Below are 21,000 nucleotides of genomic sequence, written 5' to 3'. Positions count from 1 at the left end.
GGGAAGTGTAACAACTTATGTAACAGCAAAAAGCAGTGGTTCTAGGCATAATGTTATTCAAAATCTGATATTTATGGATGCAATCAATATGCTAGCAATTCCAAAAGTTGTAGAGCAAACATCCTAGCACATGAATCCTTTCAAAATCACCACTAAGCAGCTAGTTGACATAATCCATATTATAGGGAGCTGCATATTATTTACATCAATTAGGTCCGACGAGTTATGCCCTGATCTTCTTATATGGTAAGAAAGAAAATTTTAAGTTGTCGTTCCGTTTTCTAACAGTACAGCCATGTCCACTCGGCGCCTGGAAACTAGGCGACTTATGCCCTTGGGCGAAAATGATCATCGGTGCGTATGCTCACCGTGATTCCATTATCTCTGTTGATGCTGTCCGGTTGATGCGTTTCTAAATGGCGCTTGCGTTATTCTAAGTAACAAAACAAAGCCCATCAAAAAAATATTCCTTCTGCACAGCATGCTATTTTTCATTTGCGACAAAAAGTGTTACAATACATTTTAGTGTTTTCTTCCGAGAAGGAGGATGAAGGATATGAAAATAAATGCATTACAAATGAAAAGAAAACTCGACGAATTATTTGAACGTGAGGAATGGAACGTTTCTTATAATAGAGATAAAAATATCTACCGTGTAGAATGGAAGGAATCAAAGCAAGGTGTTTCGATCAATATACCTAACGTCATTGCAAAATTTGAACGAAGAGGAGATATTGCACTGAAGGAACTGGAATTTCATGTTAGTGAATCATTAAAAATGATGAACGAAGAGCATGAATTAGAAGGAAAGGAAAGTCACATTTATCCAGTAATCCGTGCAACATCATTCCCTAAGAAAACTAAATCTGGTGTAAAACTTGTCTACACAGAACATACCGCTGAAACAAATGTATATTATGCGTTAGACTTAGGCACTACCTATCAATTGATTGATCAAAAAATGCTGGAGGAGCAGGGATGGACACTTGACAGACTAAAAGAAATCTCCCTCTTTAATATCCGGTCACTGTCTGTTGATTATAAAAAAGATACGGTAGCAGAGAATGATTTTTATTTCATCGCTTCTCAGGATGGTTATGATGCCAGCAGAATTCTAAATGAAGTTTTTCTAGAAGAAATGGCCGCTAATGCCTTAGGTGAAGTTGTAGTTGCCGTACCGCATCAGGATGTGCTGATTGTAGCAGACATCAAAAACGAAACAGGCTATGATATCATGGCGCAAATGAATATGAAGTTTTTTGCAGAAGGTCGGGTACCAATCACTTCTTTACCGTTCGTTTATGAGGATAAGCATTTGGAACCTATTTTCATTCTAGCGAAAAACAAACCAAAAAATTAAGAGAGAGGAACAAGCAAATGTTTGTATATTATAATCAGCAAGGTGTTGGAGATGTTTTATTATTTCCGCTAAAAAATAGTGAGAAAGTAAGCTATCAGACTTATCAGGATGTCGTCCAAATTGTCGATGACCAAAGCAATGAAATAGTAGGCTATAATATTTTTCATGCATCCAATTACTTCTCATCTTTAACAAACGGCAAAATTAAACTGACGGACGACATGGTAAGTGAAATTGCGAAGGCTTTTGAACAAAACAATGTCCCTGAGAAGCTTGATATCGACCTTTCTCCTAAATTCGTGGTTGGGTATGTCCATGATATTGCACAACATGACAACGCAGATAAACTTAAGGTATGTCAGGTTGATGTTGGTTCAGGACAATTACAAATTGTTTGTGGAGCTCCTAATATTGATAAAGGGCAGAAAGTGGTTGTTGCCAAGGTCGGAGCAATTATGCCGAGTGGAATGGAAATCAAACCAACTAAACTAAGAGGCGTTGATTCAGCGGGGATGATTTGTTCACAGAAAGAATTAGGACTGCCTAACGCTCCACAGGAAAAAGGAATTTATGTATTGCCAGCAGATCACGAAATTGGCAGTGAATTTCAATTTTAGAACCTTTGTCTTATGACAGAGGTTCTTTACACGTTTACATGACTTTTTTGGTGATAAAAAATAAGCTATTACAACCAGTCTTTTCATGATAAAATAAGAAGAAGGTTCTCGATTGCAAAATCGTACATTTTTAAGGAAGCGAGCGTGAACGTACGATGTGGAAAAATATTAAAAAGAAATGGGAACATCTATTTGATGAAGAAGAGCCCGAGGTAAAAAGAGAAGTGAAACAGCAGGATGATGCTATCGTTCAGCGAAAGTCAATCGAAACGAAAATGGCTTATCAATATCCGAAAAGTAACAATATGGAAATAAGAAAAAGACGCCAATCTGTACATAGTAAAAAGCAACAGAGAAGGGAAGAACAGTACGATCATAGAGAAACGCAATCAGAAGTTAAGCATGAACCATTTAAAGTACAGGAAATTCCTTCACCTATACATGGATTTCGCCCTCGGATTAACCGTACAGCGGAACGAGTGACGCAAGATGAAATAAAGCTGGAACCAAAGAATACGGTAATGGCGAACAGTCAAGATATCGAGGAGCCATACGAAGAACGAACAGAAAACGAAGAGCTGACACCAACCGCAATTACAGAAGAGATTGCTGATGAAACAGGGGCTGGAGAAGTGAATAAAGGAGTACATGAAGAGCGTGCTCTGGATAAAACACAGTCTCCAAAGGAAACTGAGCAGCCAAATGATACTAAATCAGTACAACTATCAAAAGTAATTGAAAAGAGGCATGAAACAAGATCTGATCGTAAAGTTCGACCGTTAAATGTAATGATGACGCCTCGGGATAAATGGCATCATGACCAAAAAAGACAAACGGAACATCAACAGGAAAGAAAGGAAGAGACACGGCAAAAGCAGCCAGTACAACCTGCAACGCCAGTACAACCTGAACAACCTGTCCAAGAAGCGTCTAATCATGTGGAACAGTCCCATAGTGATATTAGAAGGTCTGTGCCATTTCATTTACTCAATGATGTCGAGGAAGTAACGCATAATCATGAATCCTGGGTAGAAGAACAGTCGCAGAAATTACAGACAACATTACGTTATTTTAATATAAAAGCCAATGTTGTCGATGCTACACAAGGTCCGTCTGTCACCCGATTTGAAATACAGCCAGAACCAGGTGTCAAGGTTAGTAAAATAAAGAATTTAACGGATGATATAAAGCTGAATTTAGCAGCAAAGGATATAAGGATGGAAGCGCCGATACCAGGAAAAAACACAATAGGTATTGAAGTGCCGAACGAGCAATCTGAACCAGTCTTTTTACAAAAAATGCTGGAAAGTGATGCATTTCAGGATCATTCGTCTCCATTAACCGTTGCCCTTGGTGCGGATATTGAAGGACAATCTGTCGTAACAGATTTGAAGAAAATGCCTCATGGATTGATCGCAGGGGCAACTGGGTCGGGGAAAAGTGTATGTATCAACACTATCTTGATTAGCTTATTGTATAAAGCAAATCATCAGGAAGTGAAATTTCTGCTGATTGATCCCAAAATGGTGGAATTAACTCCATATAACGACATTCCTCACCTTGTATCTCCTGTCATAACAGATGTAAAGGCTGCAACGGCTGCACTAAAGTGGGCAGTAGCAGAAATGGAAGACAGATATGAGAAGTTTGTAACAGAAGGAGCACGTGACATTAACCGTTTCAATGAAAAAATGAAACAGCAAAATCGACCAGAGGATTATCTTCCGTATATGGTTATTGTCATTGATGAGCTGGCTGATTTAATGATGACATCCCCTCAGGATGTTGAAGATGCTATCTGCCGAATTGCTCAAAAAGCTAGAGCGTGTGGAATTCACTTACTAATCGCGACGCAAAGACCATCAGTAGATGTTATTACAGGATTGATCAAAGCAAATATTCCAACTAGAATTGCGTTTAGTGTTTCATCTCAAGTAGATTCACGAACGATCTTAGATACTAGTGGAGCAGAGAAATTACTAGGTAAAGGTGACATGCTGTTTGTTGAAAGTGGCTCATCTGATACAAAACGGATTCAAGGTGCTTTTGTATCAGATGATGAAATAGAAAGAATTACTAATTATGTAAAACAAATGGCTAGTCCAAATTATTTATTTGAACAGGAGCAATTAATTCAACGTTCTACGGAAAGTGAAGAAACCGATGAATTATATACTGAAGCAATCCAGTTCGTGATGGATTATAATGGTGCAAGTGCTTCCTTATTACAACGTCGTTTCAAGATTGGTTATAATCGAGCAGCAAGATTAATTGACATGATGGAGGATAACGGTATTATTTCTGGACAAAATGGAAGTAAACAAAGAGAAATCCTTGTGTCAAGCCAAGATATACGACAGAATAATTGAAGCATTTCACAATGGATGAACATTCCGCGCATGCCTTGTATATACTATAGGTAAATAGATGGCTGTGAAAGGGATTTTAACAAAAGACTTGACACATGAATAGATTTATAAGAAGATAAATCCTTGTGTGATCATATTAAAAACAAGCAAACACAACATACTGATAATGGAAAAGTAATGATGTGGTGCATGATATCCGTAAGTTGAACATCATGTTCCAGGGTTAGTGTACTGCAGGAAGTCAGACACTTCAGTAGCTATTATTTAAGCGTAAGTATAGTGAAGGTCTTACTTTATCTTTGATTTTGGAGGTTCTTTTTTATGGAAACTTACCATTTTATCGGAATCAAAGGAACTGGAATGAGTGCTCTCGCACAAATTCTAGTTGATTCTGGAATGAAAGTGCAAGGTTCAGATATTGAGAAATATATTTTTACTCAGGATGCATTAGAACGTAAAAACATAAATATTTTGCCTTTTTCGAGAGAAAATATACAAGAAGGTTTAACGATTATAGCAGGTAATGCTTTTAAAGATGATCATGAGGAGATTCAGAAAGCAAAAGAACTAGGCCTGCCATTTTACCGATACCATGAATTTCTAGGAGAATGGATTAATCGCTATACAAGTATTGCGGTAACAGGAGCTCACGGGAAGACTTCAACAACAGGATTGCTGGCGCATGTGCTGGATAGAAATAATCCAATCTCCTATTTGATTGGTGATGGTACTGGCAAAGGATCGGAGGATAGTCAGTATTTTGTATTCGAGGCTTGTGAATACCGCAGGCATTTTCTAGCCTATCAACCTGACTATGCTATTATGACCAATATTGATTTTGATCATCCGGATTATTTTCATAGTATTGATGACGTTTTTGATTCTTTTCAGGAAATGGCAGACAAGGTAAAGAAGGGTATAGTAGCTTGTGGTGATGATGAGTATTTGCAAGCCATCCAAGCTAAGGTACCTGTGCTTTATTATGGATTAAATGATAGTAATGACTTCCATGCCAAAAATGTGAAGGTATCGGAAAAAGGTACCTGCTTTGATGTTTTTGTACGAAACAATTTCTATGATACGTTTGAAATAAACGCATATGGAAATCATAATATTCTGAATGCGTTAGCGGTTATTACAATTTGTCATTATGAAGATTTCACAGCAGAACAAATAAAAGAGATTGTGTCGTTTCAAGGAGTAAAAAGAAGGTTTTCTGAAAAACCATTACATGACCAGATTCTTATTGATGATTATGCGCACCACCCAGTTGAAGTGGATGCTACAATCGAAGCAGCACAAAAGAAATATCCAAATAAAGAAATTGTTGCGATATTTCAGCCTCACACTTATTCACGAACGAAAACGTTCCTGCATGAATTTAGTGAAGCATTGTTGAAGGCAGATACCGTTTATTTATGCGATATTTTTGGATCGGCAAGAGAGTCTCAGGCTAACCTGACCATTCAGGATTTGCAAGCGATCATCGCTAATAGCAAACTGCTTGATATCGATAAGATTAATGTATTGAAGGAGCATAAAGACAGTGTGCTCGTATTCATGGGTGCTGGAGATATTCAGAAATACCAAGCGGCTTATGAAAAAACTTTTGAAAATTAAGAAGGATTCAACCGAACTTTGTAGAATGTATTATAAAGGAGGTTTGAATCCTTCTTTTTTTCTTTTTAAATGGTTAGGCGTAGCGAACTTTGTTTGCGTACAAACTGAGTTTATGATAAAAATGAAGTAAAATATTTGACAATATTGGATACTTTTCGCGTGAATTTCTTGGAAATCTTGTTTAGAATATGGAATTAAGGGTATAACAAAACTATCAGTTTTTTGCAATACATATAAAGGAGTGAAGTGCGCATGGAAATACTCTTATACTTAGCAGCCATTATAGCAGCAATTGCTTTCGCTGTTTTAGTTATCTATTTAGCGAAGGTTCTAAAGGAAGTAAAGCGTACGATGTCACATGTGGCAGATACTTTAGAAGGTTTGGAGAAACAAATGGAAGGTATCACAGTCGAGACCACCGCATTATTAAATAAAACTAATAAATTAGCGGAGGATATAAATGATAAAACAACTCGATTGAATACGTTGGTAGACGGTGTCAAAAATATTGGAGATAGCGTAAATGATTTTACGAATTCCATTAAAACCGTGTCACAATCTGTAAATCGAATTGCAGATGAAAATAAAGAAACAACAGCTCAAGCAATAAAGTGGAGTACTGTTGTAATGGAGTTATTTAATAAAAATAGAAATAAAAAAAACACAATGGAGGAATGAGAAATGACAAATCAACAAACACAAACTCAAAATGACAACGCTCAAAACATTAACAGTAAGGATTTTTTAATAGGTTCTTTAATCGGTGGAATTGTCGGAGCGTCTTTAGCTTTAATTTTTGCTCCTAAATCTGGGAAAGAATTGAGAAGTGATCTTAATCAAGGTGCAACATATGTAAAAGATCGTGCAAATGAATGGAAAGACGTTGCATACGAGAAAGGAAATGAATGGGGACACTATGCCAAAGAACAATCCCAAACTTGGGGACAGACTCTTTCTGATAAATCCCAGGATTTATCGACTAAATTGAAAGAAACAAAAGAAACCATTCAGGAAAAAATGACGAAAGACGAAGATCCAGAGAAAGCAGCAGAAGAAGTAGCACAAGCGATTGAAGAAGCTGCACAGGCTGTAGAAGCAGAAAATAAAGAAACGAACGTATAAGATATAAAATGGGCTGTAGCTGATGCAGTCCATTTTACTGTTTACATCACATTAAAAGGAGCATAATCAATGGAGATCACAACTATTACTTCGGTGGAGGATTTTAAAAGAGTGACAGAAAGCAATGATGACTTTGTTGTCTTTAAGCATAGCATAACTTGTCCGATCAGTGACGCTGCAAATCGAGAATTTGAGCAGTACAGTCAACATTCTAATAAGCCGCTTTTTCGCTTAGATGTACAAAAGGCCCGAGAACTTTCCAATTATATAGCGGATAGCTATCAGATCAAGCATGAATCACCACAAGTGATTTCTTTTACGGACCAAGAACCAACTTGGAACAATAGTCACTCTGCCATCACCGTTAGTAACTTAAAAGCAAATATCTAAGCAAGCTTAATTTACTCAACTATAGCCGAACATAACAACGACATGTCAGTAATCAACATTCTTGTTATGTTCGGCTTTTCTATGCAAATATTCTACACATCAGTGAAGTGCTGCATGCTTAACTTCATATTAATCACGGTGTTAACCGTCTGTAAGACTCCCACTTATCACAAAGTAGATAAGTGGGAGTAAACAGACGCTAACACCCTGGTAAGTTTCGCTAATGATCAGTGGGGGTCACCCCCAACTGATCAAAGTCCCGCTATATTACAGTATGATTTCTATTTGATCATTTGGTTGTAATTCTTCGAAAAAAGTGGCAGGGTTTCCGTTGCGAATTAGTTCAACTCTTCCTTTTGCTTGAGATAGATCTAAGGAAATAAAGCGGAAAATATCCTGAAAAATAAATGGATCAGTAGATGAGTGCTTTATTTGCAGTTTATCCTGATCGGAAATAACATCATCAAAGGCAAGTACCTCTCCGTGTCGATATACGGTTACCAATTCTTTTCGCAGTGTTAGCGGTTTGTGATTATAGGTTATCATTAGCTCGCGATAAGCTTGCACCCCTAATTTCGAGATAAGATCATTCACAGTCGGTTCTATATACATATAGTCGACTAATTGATCACCGTTCTTTAAAGATTGCTTCAGCTGTGCTTGTTCTTTATTAAGCTGCAATGACTTACTAAAATCCTCTAATACTAATTTCTGATCGTCAACCCATACGGAAAAGTCTTGTTGAATATTATTATCTATTTGAAATTGATGTAAGAAATCAGCTACGGAAATTTGCGAACGGTAGGCAATTTTATCTCCATCATGCAGATAAGTGTCCATCCCTGCAGCCTGACCGTTAATTGTCAAAGATGCATGTACCTGATAGGCAGATTGATTATAGAATATTGTAATCGTATGTAGCTCACCAATGAATTCCCCTGCTGTCATTTGAGCTGGTTCTCCATCTTTCCCCTTTTCAATTAACAATGTATCACCATTGTGGATTGTATCATCAACGTTCGCATTCATTCCATTTAATTGAATAGTCGGGGCTAACCCAAACGTTCCTGGCAGTGTAACGACTTTATCGTTGTATTCCACCATAGCAGCCATTCCGGGTTTTCCGTATAATTTCTTAACATTAATTCCCGCAGCAAGCAAACAATCTGCAACCGTTAAAGCTTTCATTTCAAATAACCGGATCATTCGATGATTAACCGTCACACTTATATAGTGGACGGGATTTTGTTTAGCGGCAATAGCGATCCCTATCGGTGTTATAAATTCGGGACCGACTGGTAAATTATCTTGTTTGGAAAGGAATGGAATGGCATCCACACCTCTGATAGCTACTCTGTTAGTTGGAAGATTTAATTTAATGGCAATTCGCTTTGCTAACTCTGGCGTTTGGCTTCCACCTCCAACTAGCATGACCGCTTTGGGTGGTGTCCCGTTTAACTGAATGATCTCTTCAGCTATCGAACCAGCGAGTGATTCGACGGCCGGAGCCACTTGTTCTATAAAATCCGGAAACTCTATCGTTTGTTCAAAGCCTAGAATATCTGAAACAGTAGCTTGCTTGTTCAGTGTGATTTCTTTCTTGAAATCCTCGGCTTGATTAAAATCTAATAAATACTGATCACTAATAGCCTCGGTGATCTCATCACCAGCCTTTGGAACCATACCGTAAGCCGTAACGGTGCCTTCCGATGTCAGTGCAATATCACTTGTGCCTGCACCGATATCAACCAGTGCAACGTTTAATCTTCTCATAGATGGAGGCATTAAGACGTGGATGGCAGCAATCGGTTCCAGAGTTAACGCTTCTAATTCTAAATCTGCACGTTGTAAAGCAGAAAGGAGAGATTCTACTACCACTTTTGGTAGAAATGTTGCAATGATTTCAACTTCGGCTTCTACACCCTGCTGATCAATCAATGAACCGATTGTTTCGCCATCTAGGCTGTACTGAATGACAGAATAACCGACACAATAATAATCCAGGCTTGCCTCTTCTTCTGTGGTGGCAAGTTGATATTGCGCCTTTTGAACGGCCTCCAATTCTAAAAAAAGGATATCTTCCTGATTCATTAAAGGCTGTTGCGTGATATCTTTAGCAGAAATAATGCGTTTTGTTTTTAATGCTCGGCCCGCGGCAGCAACACAAACACTATGTAATACCGTATTATGTTTGTTTTCTAACTGTAATTTGACCTGCTGAATCACTTTTGAAACAGAAACAATGTTATGTATTTGTCCATCTAACATCGAACGTTCTTGATGTTCGATCATATAATAATCAACTAATTTGTATTGGTTTTTATCCCTTTCCATTAATAGACCAACAACTGATCTGGTACCGATATCAAGTGCAAAGAGTTGCTCATTCATTATTCTGTTATTCCTTTCTATTGTGAAAAAATTATAAATATTCGTTTCTAAATGGTGACAATTCGACTTTTTTTAGCTATAATTATCCGTAATTCTATAGAAAGTATAACATTTTTTCTGGAATTTAAAATAGGACTAGGGGGATTTATAATGAGTAATGAGCAATTGGATCAGCTTCGCGGAAAGCTTGACCAGGTTAACTTAGAAATTCTTGAGTTAATTAACAAACGTGCTGAGCTAGTAAAAGAAACTGGCCAAGTAAAAGAGAAACAAGGTGCGAACCGAAGCTATGATCCTGTGCGTGAACGTGATATGTTAAATCTAATCACAAAGCATAACAATGGCCCGTTCGAAAATTCGACTATCGTTCACTTATTTAAAGAGATCTTTAAAGCAGGTCTTGAATTACAAGAAGATGATCATAGTAAAGCTTTACTAGTATCTCGTAAGAAAAAACCAGAAGATACTGTAATTGATATAAATGGTGATACATTTGGTGACGGTAACCAACACTTTATTTTTGGCCCATGTGCGGTGGAGAGTTATGAACAGGTGGCAGAAGTTGCCTCTGCGATTAAACAAGAAGGGCTTAAATTAATCCGTGGTGGAGCGTTTAAACCGAGAACGTCTCCTTATGATTTCCAAGGTTTAGGATTTGAAGGATTGGAAATCTTGAAAAAAGTTTCGGACGAATATGGTTTAGCAGTTGTAAGTGAAATTGTTAACCCTGCACATATTGAAGAAGCGGTTAATTACATTGATGTTATTCAAATCGGTGCACGAAACATGCAGAACTTTGAATTGTTAAAAGCTGCTGGTGAAACAAATAAACCAGTATTGTTAAAACGCGGTATGTCTGCGACTATTTCTGATTTCATTAATGCAGCTGAATACATCAATTCAAAAGGAAATGGACAAATTATTCTTTGTGAACGTGGTATCCGTACGTATGAGAAAGCAACACGAAATACATTGGATATTACGGCAGTGCCAATTCTAAAACAAGAGACACACTTACCTGTAATGGTCGACGTAACGCATTCTACTGGACGTAGAGATCTGTTACTGCCGGCAGCAAAAGCAGCATTAGCTATTGGTGCAGATGGTGTCATGGCTGAAGTACACCCAGATCCAGCAGTAGCACTTTCTGATTCAGCACAACAAATGGATATCCCGACATTCCATAACTTTATGAACGAGCTATTAAACAAATAATCTAAAAAACTCCTGATCTTCAGGAGTTTTTTTGTGCTAAACAAAGAAATTATATACGTACAGTCTTAGAAGTAATCATGCTAAATAGGAAAGTAGGTTCTATAATATGAATTATGTTAGCCATTGCTAGCCGAGCATCCATATTGAGATATTTACTGTGCTGGGATACCGCATCGGCAACAACGCCTATTTCCGGAGCTTTGCTAAGCAGACAATCCATATCAAAATAATATACAGCCTTTGTTAACATAATCCATATGCAAAGCATATCAAATCTATCTAAATTACCATTTGGCTATACAATCTTAGTTAGCATACATAATCTGTATTATAGAGCTTCTTTGTGATACTTGAAGTGGGAGTCTTACAGACGGTTTCACTTTATTCGTAATTTCGGCTTGCGTTTTTCCCATTTAAACCGTGATTCTTTTTGATCGGAGGAGCAATTGGGACAGATGACCGCGCGGGAGGGGATGGGCAGACAGCAGTACGGACATTCTTTTTTTGTCATCGATTCCATAGGGTGCTGATGCGGTTTCTTCCAGCGATTGATTTGTCTTACTACGATAAATACAGCAAAAAGGATAATGATAAAGCGAACCACTGCGGTGAGAAACAATCCATAATTAATCGTAACAGCACCTGCTTCTCTAGCAGCAGCAAGAGAGGAATACACTCCGCCATTTAAAGTGATATATAAATCTTCAACATTCATTTTAGAATAGAATAGACCAATTGGCGGAAGCAAAATGTCTGTAACCAATGAGTCAATAAAGCCACTAAAAGCAGCTCCAAGAACCATCCCTACACCCATGTCGACTGCGCTTCCGCGAATAGCGAACTGTCGAAATTCTTGAAATAACCCCATCTTGTCCACTCCTTTCTTCTTTTTCATCCTATGAATCAACAAATGAAATATGTATCGTATCATAAATTTCATAGAATTGTTTATACTAATAAATAGAAAAAAATGGTTGTTTTAAATGTGGTGAGGGAGGGAAGTGAAAGAAAGCTACAATCTATGATATCATCAAGTTTCATGATATACACCAAAATGCTTGCTACAACGGCTTCATTTCTTGTATAGTAGAGGAAATGGTTATGCTCTTAAAGCTAGGAATGAGTCAAAAAGAGAGTGACAAGCATCATTTGCTAGCATTTTTTGGAAAACGTTTTAGTTCATTTATGAAAAATTTTCATAAATGACATTAAATATTGTTAATTTTTGCACGAAATTTGTTATAATATCAGTGATATACATAAATAATGTAGATATCCAAACATTTATGCAGATGTGTTTGTTATAGAGTAACTATATCGTTAATACAATATTGGAGGTTAGGACAATGAATGTAACAATTTATGATGTAGCTAGAGAAGCGAATGTCTCAATGGCTACTGTTTCACGAGTAGTAAATGGTAATCCAAACGTGAAACCAGCAACAAGAAAAAAGGTACTTAATACAATTGAAAGATTAGGATACAGACCGAATGCTGTCGCGCGTGGACTAGCTAGTAAAAAAACAACTACTGTTGGGGTTATCATTCCGGATATCTCAAGTATCTTCTTTTCAGAGTTAGCAAGAGGTATTGATGACATTGCTACGATGTATAAATACAATATCATCTTAAGCAACTCGGATCAAAACAAGGAAAAAGAACTAAGACTGATCAATACAATGTTTGAAAAACAAGTAGACGGCTTAATTTATATGGGTGCAACCATTGGAGAAGATCATGTACAGCAATTAAAAACATCACCTGTACCTGTTGCACTTGCTGCAACGATTGATGCTACAGAAACGATTCCTTCTGTTAACATTGATTACGAACAAGCAGCATATGAAGCAACATCTCTCTTAATTGAAAATGGTACAAAACACCCTATTTACGTAACAGGTGCCGAGGACTCAGTAGTGAATGAAAGAAAATATGCAGGTTACGTAAAGGCAATTAAGGAAGCGAATAAAGAAGTGAATGAAGAATATGTAATTAAAACAGAATTCTCTTATGAATCCGGAGTAGATGCAGCTTCTAAAATTCTGAATATTACAGACCATCCAAAAGCTGTTTTTGCTGCAACGGATGAGATCGCATTAGGTGTTATTCATGGTTTACAAGATAATGGAATCAACGTTCCGGAAGATATGGAAGTGTTTGGTTTCGATAATACCAGATTAGCGACAATGGTCCGTCCAACACTTTCTACCGTAGTTCAGCCAATGTATGATATTGGTGCAGTAGCGATGCGACTGTTAACGAAATTCATGAATAAAGAGACAGTTGAAGATCAAAATGTCGTATTACCACATCAAATTGTAAAAAGAAACTCAACAAAACAATCATAATGTCGATATAAAAACTAGGGTGCATGTTACACCCTAGTTTTTATTAATTTATTAGAGCTTTTTCACTAGGGAGAGAAATCAAATGAGTAAAAAAGATATTTTAACTCCAATCGGCATTACGATAGGTTTTATTATGATTATGTTTGGAATAGTAAGCAGTGGTGGTGTTGGTGGATTTGCGGGTTTTATCCAAGGTTCATCAGTATTAATTGTCATAGGTGGGCTAGTAGCTGCCTTACTGGTCAATTTCAATATTGATCAAATTAAAACTACTAAGCATGTGATACAAGAAGTATTTAAACGAAATCAACATCAGTTAACTGATTTAATAGAATTATTCGAACGATTATCGGAAAGAGCACGTCGTGAAGGTTTATTAGCGTTAGAGAATGAATTAGAAGAAGTAGAAGACCCTTACATTCGAAAAGGGGTATTGCTTGCAATTGATGGTATCGAACCAGAGGTTATTACGGATATTATGAACGCAGAGATAGATGCAATGGAGGATCGCCATTACCGAGGTCGATTAATCATTGAGAAAGCGGGTGAATATGCACCTGCATGGGGGATGGTAGGGACATTAATTGGTTTGATTCTAATGTTGCAGAATTTAGAAGATCCGACTACTTTAGGACCTAGCATGGCTGTTGCTTTATTAACTACTTTCTATGGCTCTGTATTGGCCAATTTGGTTTTTATGCCAATGGCAGGTAAGTTAGAAACAAAAACAAGTGAAGAAATTTTTATGAAGCAAGTCATTATCGAAGGGGTAATTGGCGTTCAATCGGGCCAGAACCCTCGGATATTAAAAGAAAAATTAAGTGCATTCTTATCTGAGAAAGAAAAGAATAAAAAAATCGCCGAAGTAGAAGAGACCTTTACGGAGGAGTCTTTTAATGAAGCGTAGAATGAATCGTCGTGAGAAAAAGGGTGCACCGAAATGGATGGTCACATATTCTGATATGGTGACATTGATATTAGTTTTCTTTGTTTTGTTATTCTCGATGTCCCAAATAGATGTAGAGAAGTTCAAGGCAATTGCCGAGGCATTTCGAAGTGAAACAATCTTTGAAGCGATGCCTTCTGTAATGGAGGAACAATTTCCCTCTGAAAACACAAAAGTAAACAGTGAAGAGTTTATGAAAACAGAAGCGTTCGATTCAGAAGCAAGCGATGCCGTTACCAACACAGAAGAAGTACCAGATACGGATGAATTGGATGAATTACTTGCCGAAGTTGAAAACTATCTAAACAAGAATGACTTGAATAACGTTATTTCAGCAACTAGAACGGATCAAGGCGTCGTATTAGTTTTACAAGAAAGTGTGCTGTTTTTGTCCGGTGAAGCAGATATACTAGATCCTGCCAAACCTTTTTTAAATAAAGTTAGTAAATTGCTTTCTAATATTCCGAACGAAGTAAGAGTCGAGGGACATACCGACGATCGACCAATTTCGAGTTATCGTTATCCTTCAAATTGGGAATTGTCAGGTGCGAGAGCAAGCAGTGTTATCCGGTATATCCTGCAAACTGGAGATTTTAATGAATCACGTTTCATTGCAGCTGGGTTTGGAGATACCAGACCGGTGGCAGCTAATGATAGTCCGGAAGGGTGGAGCATTAATCGCCGGGTTGAGATCGTCATATTGGATTCGGAACAAGCGAATTAACGGCAGTCTGCCATTATGGGATAACGCTCTAATATTTAGTATCTTTATACATACAATGTGGAAAGTTACCTGGATGGAAATGTAATCTTGTTGTTCTAAATTTCACAAGTTAGCTAGTGAAAGAAAGGATGAAGCCTCATCCTTTCTTTTTATTTGTGATAAATTTTAGAACTTGTTGATACATGATTTGATTTTGTTCGGTAATCTCGAGGCGTCTCGGGATTTCTTTGTACTGCTCAGTTGTATCATGCCAGAAATGCGGCAAAGGAACAGGTGATGACGGTTGCCAATTATCAAGCCATTGTTGTGGAATAGATCCATGAAAAATATGATCTGTATTCATAATCTGCCATAATTGAGCCCATGCTCGCGGTACAACTCTCCAAATATCGTAGCCGCCACCACCAAGTGCCACCCATTTTCCGTCTGTAAACCGATGAGCAAGGGAATGAATAATCTGCGGTATCTCCTCAAAGATATGCACGGTGCAGTGAAGATGTGTTAAAGGGTCTAAATAATGAGCATCAACGCCATGCTGACTCACGATAATATCTGGCTGAAAATCTTCTGTAATGACTTCAATGGATGTCCGAAATACTTCGAGAAAAGAATCATCCTCAGTAAAAGCATCCAGTGGGAAATTGTAGCAGAATCCAAATCCTTGCTTAATTCCTCTTTCACTTGTTTTCCCTGTACCAGGATACAAATAGCGACCAGTTTCATGAAAAGAGACGGTACAGACATTGGGGTCATCGTAAAAGCAATGCTGTACACCATCTCCGTGATGGGCATCGGTATCAATATACAATACTTTCAATCCATATTGATCTCGTAAAAATTTTATTGCTATGGCAATATCATTAAAGATACAAAAGCCCGAAGCACGAGAAGGGAAGCCATGATGAAGTCCACCTCCTAAATTAAGAGCATGGGAAGCTTCTCCATCAGCTACTTGTTGACATGCTGCTACTGAGCCGGAAACCGTCATTAATGCAGCCTCATACATCCCTGAAAAACATGGCGTGTCATTAGTACCGATACCATACTTCTCCAAGTTAACTATCTCAGACCCGCTAGCCTGTTTTACAGCTTGAATGTAATCATCTGTATGTATCGTGGATAAAATCGATTCAGACACACGTGACGGTGTTACTATTTGATCATCAGACAGAGCTTGCATCATTTCTAATAAATCGATTGTTAGCAGTAATCTTTTTTGATTAAATGGATGCTCTTCATGAAATGAATAGTGTTGAAAGTCTTCAGTGTAAATAAAAACGGTTCGATCAGTGCTCATGTTGATCCTCCCAGTACGGGTACAGTACTTCATATTCACTCGATTCAAAATCTCGTACAACCACAATGGGATTCATCGTTTGAATACGGAATACTAATACTTTATAGCTTTGCTGCTTTGGATCCGGATAGCTGTAAACGGATACAATTTTAATTTGTCGTCTTGAAAAAAATTGACACACATCGGATAGGACACCAATACGATCAGGTACTTTTATTTCTAACTGAGTGCTTGGTGCATGTGTACCTGTTAGTTGTATATATGCATAAAGTAAATCCTTTTCTGTGACCATCCCTACCAATTGCTTATTCTGAACAACAGGCAAACAGGCAAACTCTTTTTGATAGAAGATGGTTGCTACTTCTTCAAAGAATTCATAAGGATGAATCGTGACGACCGGATTTATCATAATTGCTGCAATCGGTTTTTTTAGTAATTCTTTTTCAAATGATGGTTCGAGTATTGATGGACTGGCATCTCGAATATCCCGGTCTGATACGATTCCGATCACATGTCGTTCATTGTTTATTACTGGGATGTGGCGAATATTATGCTCTTTCATTAGTTGCAAAGCATGCAGCACTGTAGCTGATGAAGTTAAGGTAATAACGTCTTCTTTCATAATATCTTTGACAAGCATGTACTCACTCCCTATTGAAGGAATCTTAATTTATCGAAAAGCTCTATATGTTCTTTTGGTACATTCTTTCCGATCCGCACCATTAAGCAATTGGCTGGATGTGCCATGATTTCTGGTTCATTGGTAGGTGCCGGATACAAATCACCGGCTTTCATCATTTTTTCCATAATTTTGCGGTAATCCCAAACACTTAATGTGGTTTCATTTAAATCCCAATGCCAGTAATACTCAGTAGATAGAATAATGTAATTCTCCATATGTTCGTCTTTCATTGATGTTTCAATCAAAAGAGAACCTAACTTATTTCCTCTGTATGCAGGCGCAATTTCTATTGCTCCAAGCTCTAACATATCTGGGTATGGATATTTAGCCCATCTTTCTATTGGATCAGGATGCAAGAAGGTGACATACCCGATAATTTGATCTTGTACGGTAGCAATGATAATTCTTGCTTCAGGCAGCTCTGCAATTTCCTGTAATGCTCTCCATTGCTCTGAAGGTGGCCTGAAAGAAGTAAGTTCGTGGTGAAATTGTAAGGCAGCTATCTTATTTTTTGAAACAGGACCTTCTATGTGAATAGGAGTATGGCGACTATGTTTCTTGATGGATTGATAGTTTTTCGTATGTTTCACAAATTCGATCATCCTTTCAAGAGCCTATTTTTACCATTATAACGTAATATTCTATTTATGAATAGTGAGAAGAAGGGGATAGTATGATGTTAGAAAAAAACGGGCATAACCCGCCCGGTCCTCATTGAAATAAATGAAATACAACTATTTATAATATGAATTATGTTAGCTAAGCGTCCATATTGATAAGAACCCATTTTCATGTTCAGCATGATTACTTCTATTGCTGTACTTATATATTTTCTGTACTGATAAATAAAAAACTCTTATCATCTCATTGAGATGATAAGAGTTTTTCCGTTTATTGGCTATCTTGATTGTCTTGTTGCGTGTCTGGAGTTTGCTCATTTGGTTGTTGTTCTTCCGTTTGCTCATTATCGTTTTGTTCCTGGTTTTGATTATTTTGCTCCGATTCCTGCTCTTTATTGCCATTATTGTTATTGTTTGGCTGCTCTTTATTGTCTTCTTTTTGCTCTGGTTCAGGTTCAGAGAAATCACCTTGTACGACTACATTACTTCCTGAGGATTCCTGACCGTAATAATCGACAGCGCGAATCTGATAAACAGCTTTACTGCTTGGAATAGTGAATGAAGTTTCTGTAGTGGAACCGATTCGTTTGAAATTTTTGTCATCTGGATTACTTGCCTGGTAAATTCGGTAACCAACTACATCAGAACTGTTCGATTTGCTCCATGACAATTTCTGCTTATTTAATTTCAATCCACCAGGTGCACTTGGTGCTTTTCCGTCATTTGACACTTCTTGTTCATTAGGATATTTAATTTTTTCCCAAGCGCCGCCTTTTCCAGCCGTTAATTGTTTGATATTGCTTAGTTTGGTATAGCCCATATCCTTTAGCCAATCAGGATTGAAACTAAAGCCATTTCCATCAGAAAATTCATCTGGTGTTTTTTCACCTGCTAACACAACTTCGTCATCGATCGTTGCGTAAGAATCCTGAATCAGACTATAGTCTTTCTTAGTAGGAACGAAATTCGCATTATAAATATCTGTGTTGACTAAGCCAAGCTTACCGCATTCTTCAGAAGGCAGTAACCCTGATACAGCACAATACGAACGTGTTACTATACCCCCGGGACTTTCAAATTTATTTGATGGTGCCATCAGTTCAGGACGGATTTCTGTTGCTGCATTTACTAATTTTGCCCAGAATGTATTGTTTCGACTACTGTATCCTTTGTCTAATTGTTGATTATAGTCATAGCCCATCCAGCTTCCTAACGTAACATTCGGATTGGTTGCAATAAACCAAGTGTCCTTGAAGCTGTTGGTTGTACCTGTTTTGCCTGCCCAGTCTACGCTCTTATTCGTAAGATTAGCTCTTCCGGCAGTACCGGTACCACGTGTTAGTACATCGCGCATCATATCAAGCATTAAATAGCTTGTTTGCGGGCTGAATACTTCTGTTTTTTCACTCTCATGCTGATAAACCACTTCGCCTTCTTTTGTTTCGATTTTTTCAATCATATAATCTTCTACGAAAGAGCCCATGTTACCAAATGTAGCATAAGCATTTGTATTTTCCTCGACGGTTACACCATTTGTGATTCCGCCGAGTACTATGGATCTATATTCTTCATCTCCTTCTACGAGAGATGAGAAGCCCATTTTCGATAGAAATTGCTCGACAGGATTCTGATTTAGGATTTGACTGTAAACTTTTACCGCAGTTGCATTGTGTGAGCGGTATAAAGCTTCTCTTACTGAAGTCAGTCCATAAAAGCGACCTGAATAGTTTCCTGGAGAGTACCCTCCAGGATAAGCCCATGCTGCATCCGCAATAATCGATCCAGGCTGTACAACTCCCCATTCCATTGCCGGTGCATAAGCCACTAACGGTTTCATGGTACTACCATTTTGTCTGTTAACACTTGTGGCATGGTTTTTTTGAGAAGTATCAAAATCACGACCACCAACGAAACTGATAATTTTACCTGTGCTGTTTTCAATTAATACACTACCAACCTGAACTGGTTGTTTACCTAGCTGTACCATCTCTCCAGTTTCCGGGTCTTCTACCATAATTGCCTTGTTTGTTTTCTCATTACGTGCCAGCTTATCCTGTCCGTAGTTGTTATATTCTGCTGCAACCTTCTGAAAGGCATCATAGATATCCTTATCAATTGTGGAATGAATTTTATAGCCGTTGCTGCTGATTTCTCTCGATGCTTTTATCTCGTATTCTTCTTTCAATGTTTCACTTGTATCTATTTCTTCTTTTGTATAGCCGTCTTGCTCAGCGAGTACATATACTAATTTATCAATTGCCCGCTTTTGGATCTCTTGCATTAAATAAGGGTATTTCTCAGACTGTGACTCTTCCGGCTGTTTGAAATCTGCAACAATGTCATATTCCAATGCTTTCTGGTACTCATCCTGATTAATGTAACCTGCTTCTAACATTCTGCTAAGTACGGATTTCATACGAGTTAGACCTGGTTCTAATCCTTCTTCATTTTTGAGACCACCACCATTAATGAAGGGGGTGTAGTAGGATGGACTTTGAGGTAACCCAGCGATAAATGCAGCTTGCGGCAAGTTTAATTCATCAGCATTAACGCCAAAAATACCATCTGCAGCAGTCTGAATACCTGCAATATTTTGACCGGAAGCATTACGTCCAAATGGTACGATATTTAAATATGCTTCCAATATTTCATCCTTTTCAAAGAATAATTCCAAGCGCATCGCTAGTAGCATTTCTTTAGCTTTACGTTCAAAGGATACTTCATTTGTAAGAATTTGATTTTTGATAATTTGTTGTGTCAAGGTACTACCACCTGATTGTACGGAAGCATTTGTCACTTCCTGAAAAACTGCCCGTAACACTGCTTTTGGAACGATGCCGTTATGCGTGTTAAAATATTCATCTTCTGTTGCGATTACCGCATTTTGCACGTATGTACTTACATGGTCCAATGTAGTTTCATCACGGAGCAGGTCTGCACTGACTTCAGACAGAAACACATCATTGGCAAAGTATAATTCAGATGTTTCTGCATAATTATAGATAGCGCTTGCCATTTCTTCCTCACTTTGGATCTTTTCATCATCCACCAGGGAAGCGAAATATCCTGCACCAAGCCCCGCGACAAAAAAGCCGCCAACCAGCGCAATTGCGATAAAAAATAATATGATATTCCATATAATATGGTAACTGATTCTAGATGTACGTTGAATTACTTGTTTATTCCATAATTCTTTAAACGACTGCCATGTTTTTTGAAAAAATTCTTTTGCATTCTTTGCATTCATTCGTATATCCCCCTAAATATTCCACTATATATTATAGCACAGCCGTCAATCC

The 21,000-nt window shown here is 37.8% G+C and carries 17 protein-coding genes; 11 read left to right on the top strand and 6 right to left on the bottom strand.

Features of this window, described 5'->3' with window-relative positions; translation table 11 throughout:
• Window positions 1–556 precede the first annotated feature (556 nt).
• The 7 genes from MUN87_RS05415 (at window position 557) to ytxJ (ending at window position 7,478) form a co-directional block, all read left to right on the top strand.
• Window positions 557–1,360 carry a DUF1444 domain-containing protein gene (locus tag MUN87_RS05415; RefSeq protein WP_244746647.1) on the top strand — a complete coding sequence of 268 codons (804 nt, stop codon included), beginning with the start codon at window positions 557–559 and terminating at the stop codon, window positions 1,358–1,360.
• A gap of 17 nt (window positions 1,361–1,377) precedes the next feature.
• Window positions 1,378–1,977 (top strand): YtpR family tRNA-binding protein, encoded by a 600-nt coding sequence (gene ytpR, locus MUN87_RS05410; protein WP_244746646.1) that lies wholly within the window; start codon window positions 1,378–1,380, stop codon window positions 1,975–1,977.
• A gap of 155 nt (window positions 1,978–2,132) precedes the next feature.
• Entirely contained in the window at window positions 2,133–4,346 is a 2,214-nt protein-coding gene (locus tag MUN87_RS05405) for a DNA translocase FtsK (protein ID WP_244746645.1), read from the top strand.
• 321 nt (window positions 4,347–4,667) lie between these two features.
• Window positions 4,668–5,966, top strand: a complete 1,299-nt coding sequence (murC, locus tag MUN87_RS05400) for a UDP-N-acetylmuramate--L-alanine ligase (protein WP_244746644.1) — start codon at window positions 4,668–4,670, stop codon at window positions 5,964–5,966.
• A gap of 252 nt (window positions 5,967–6,218) precedes the next feature.
• Window positions 6,219–6,644 (top strand): DUF948 domain-containing protein, encoded by a 426-nt coding sequence (locus MUN87_RS05395; protein ID WP_244746643.1) that lies wholly within the window; start codon window positions 6,219–6,221, stop codon window positions 6,642–6,644.
• 3 nt (window positions 6,645–6,647) lie between these two features.
• Complete coding sequence (locus tag MUN87_RS05390; RefSeq protein ID WP_244746642.1) at window positions 6,648–7,088, top strand: YtxH domain-containing protein; 441 nt, start codon at window positions 6,648–6,650, stop codon at window positions 7,086–7,088.
• A 69-nt stretch (window positions 7,089–7,157) separates the two neighbouring features.
• Window positions 7,158–7,478, top strand: a complete 321-nt coding sequence (gene ytxJ / locus MUN87_RS05385) for a bacillithiol system redox-active protein YtxJ (RefSeq protein ID WP_244746641.1) — start codon at window positions 7,158–7,160, stop codon at window positions 7,476–7,478.
• A gap of 267 nt (window positions 7,479–7,745) precedes the next feature.
• On the opposite strand, the gene pilM is transcribed toward ytxJ, so the two are convergent.
• Window positions 7,746–9,869 (bottom strand): cell division protein FtsA, encoded by a 2,124-nt coding sequence (gene pilM, locus MUN87_RS05380; RefSeq protein ID WP_244746640.1) that lies wholly within the window; start codon window positions 9,867–9,869, stop codon window positions 7,746–7,748.
• Window positions 9,870–10,019: 150 nt separating this feature from the next.
• Here pilM and MUN87_RS05375 point away from each other — a divergent pair, with 150 nt between their 5' ends.
• Entirely contained in the window at window positions 10,020–11,084 is a 1,065-nt protein-coding gene (locus tag MUN87_RS05375) for a bifunctional 3-deoxy-7-phosphoheptulonate synthase/chorismate mutase (RefSeq protein ID WP_244746639.1), read from the top strand.
• A gap of 376 nt (window positions 11,085–11,460) precedes the next feature.
• Here the strand turns inward: MUN87_RS05375 and mscL are convergent, their stop codons facing one another.
• Window positions 11,461–11,952 (bottom strand): large conductance mechanosensitive channel protein MscL, encoded by a 492-nt coding sequence (mscL, locus tag MUN87_RS05370; RefSeq protein ID WP_244746638.1) that lies wholly within the window; start codon window positions 11,950–11,952, stop codon window positions 11,461–11,463.
• Between the two features lie 478 nt (window positions 11,953–12,430).
• On the opposite strand from mscL, the gene ccpA reads away from it, so the two are divergent.
• The 3 genes from ccpA to motS all read left to right on the top strand — a co-directional run bounded on the left by ccpA (window position 12,431) and on the right by motS (window position 15,102).
• Window positions 12,431–13,432 carry a catabolite control protein A gene (gene ccpA / locus MUN87_RS05365; RefSeq protein ID WP_244746637.1) on the top strand — a complete coding sequence of 334 codons (1,002 nt, stop codon included), beginning with the start codon at window positions 12,431–12,433 and terminating at the stop codon, window positions 13,430–13,432.
• Window positions 13,433–13,514: 82 nt separating this feature from the next.
• Window positions 13,515–14,339: a flagellar motor protein MotP gene (gene motP, locus MUN87_RS05360; protein ID WP_244746636.1), complete on the top strand. Its 825-nt coding sequence runs from the start codon at window positions 13,515–13,517 to the stop codon at window positions 14,337–14,339.
• Window positions 14,329–15,102, top strand: a complete 774-nt coding sequence (gene motS, locus MUN87_RS05355) for a flagellar motor protein MotS (RefSeq protein WP_244746635.1) — start codon at window positions 14,329–14,331, stop codon at window positions 15,100–15,102. Before motP ends, motS begins: the two co-directional genes overlap by 11 nt.
• A gap of 136 nt (window positions 15,103–15,238) precedes the next feature.
• On the opposite strand, the gene MUN87_RS05350 is transcribed toward motS, so the two are convergent.
• The 4 genes from MUN87_RS05350 to MUN87_RS05335 form a co-directional block, all read right to left on the bottom strand.
• Window positions 15,239–16,399: an acetoin utilization protein AcuC gene (locus MUN87_RS05350; protein WP_244746634.1), complete on the bottom strand. Its 1,161-nt coding sequence runs from the start codon at window positions 16,397–16,399 to the stop codon at window positions 15,239–15,241.
• Window positions 16,389–17,039 carry a CBS and ACT domain-containing protein gene (locus MUN87_RS05345; RefSeq protein ID WP_244746633.1) on the bottom strand — a complete coding sequence of 217 codons (651 nt, stop codon included), beginning with the start codon at window positions 17,037–17,039 and terminating at the stop codon, window positions 16,389–16,391. Before MUN87_RS05345 ends, MUN87_RS05350 begins: the two co-directional genes overlap by 11 nt.
• Window positions 17,040–17,050: 11 nt before the next feature.
• Window positions 17,051–17,671, bottom strand: coding sequence for a GNAT family N-acetyltransferase (locus tag MUN87_RS05340; RefSeq protein ID WP_244746632.1), 621 nt, complete (start codon window positions 17,669–17,671; stop codon window positions 17,051–17,053).
• Window positions 17,672–17,972: 301 nt separating this feature from the next.
• A complete protein-coding gene (locus tag MUN87_RS05335; RefSeq protein WP_244746631.1) occupies window positions 17,973–20,948 on the bottom strand; it encodes a transglycosylase domain-containing protein in 2,976 nt (991 codons plus the stop codon).
• Window positions 20,949–21,000: the final 52 nt, after the last annotated feature.

It is taken from the genome of Gracilibacillus salinarum, assembly GCF_022919575.1.
Classification (GTDB): domain Bacteria; phylum Bacillota; class Bacilli; order Bacillales; family Amphibacillaceae; genus Gracilibacillus; species Gracilibacillus salinarum.
Note: the sequence above shows the minus strand (reverse complement) of the source record. Positions and strands in the feature narration are given on the sequence as shown.